The organism is Vibrio sp. 779(2023), assembly GCF_033344285.1.
Classification (GTDB): Bacteria; Pseudomonadota; Gammaproteobacteria; order Enterobacterales; family Vibrionaceae; genus Vibrio; species Vibrio alginolyticus.
Genome location: NZ_JAWPOM010000136.1, coordinates 1 through 1,259 on the forward strand (window position 1 = coordinate 1; position 1,259 = coordinate 1,259).

A 1,259-nucleotide genomic window follows, 5' to 3' on the forward strand; every position below is an offset into this window, starting at 1 on the left:
AGTTCAAATTGATCGTTTGTACGGATCATGTCAGCCACTTCAAGCGTTTGAGCGAGTAGATGATCGTACATGTCACCCAGTGCCTTCGGACCCACGTTTTGCATGGTCATAAAGACTTTCAATGCATCGAAACGTTTGGTTGTCGCGATGGATTTATCGACCAAGTTTGGTAGCTCATCGTGCTCACGGTTCAAGTAATCTGCGTGATGAAGCAAGAACTTAAAGTTCGACTTGTCGTTCACCAAAAGTGCGCCACAGCTGATTGTTTGGTAGAACAATTTGTGGAAATCGACACTGATAGAGTGAGCGCGCTCAACGCCTTTCAGGCGAGACTTATGACTGCTAAGGATCAGCGCACCACCGTAAGCACCATCCACATGCATCCACATGTCGTGCTTGACTGCCATGTCGGCGATGAAGTCTAGGTCATCAATTGCGCCGTGATCCGTCGTACCCGCAGTACCAACAATCGCAAATGGAATTAGCCCTTCAGCTTTCGCTTGCGCAATCACTTCATCTAGCTTCGTGATATCCATGGTGCCATCAGCGTTTGCATCCACAGTCATCACCGCTTTCTCACCAAGCCCCATCCAAGATGCAGACTTTTGAACTGTGAAGTGTGATTTCTTAGAACATACGATGCGAAGTTTGTCAGCGTAGTCAGGCAGACCTAACTTCTGGATTGAATGACCACTGAGCTTATCTGCGATCCAATCACGTGCCAGCATCAAACCCATTTGGTTACTTTGCGTGCCACCGCTCGTGAAAATACCATCGGCTTTTTCGCTTAGGTCGTACTTGTCGCACAGCCAGTTCACCACTTTTTGCTCAACGTAAGTTGCAGAAGATGCTTGGTCCCATGAATCAATTGATTGGTTCAGTGCTGCAATCATCGCCTCTGCTGCAACAGCCGGCATTAAAGGAGGCGTATGCAAATGCGCGATACAATCAGGGTGTTGAGTGAAGATAGCGTTCTTTGCCACCAGCTCTGCCGCATCATCGATTACGGATTTAAGTGGTGCATTTTTGTTGTCTAGGTCAACCGCGTTGATCGCATCTTCTAACGCTTTAGGCTCCATACCTGAGTATGGTGCGTTAACTTGTTCAAACACTGACTTCATTGCAGCAGTTGTGTGGTTCATTACTGATGCAAACTCAGCACTGCCTAGTTCACCGGTATGGATGAAGTGCTTTTTCCACTCTTCTTGTGGTGCAGCTTCAACGTGGCTACCGCCTGCGGCGATGACCGCTTCTTCAAG

General features: G+C 48.0%; 1 protein-coding gene. It reads right to left on the minus strand.

Annotated elements, in window-relative coordinates; translation table 11 throughout:
• Positions 1-1,259, minus strand: a 1,259-nt coding sequence (locus tag R8O70_RS25535; protein WP_318184503.1) for a pyridoxal phosphate-dependent decarboxylase family protein, incomplete at both ends; no start/stop codon positions are given.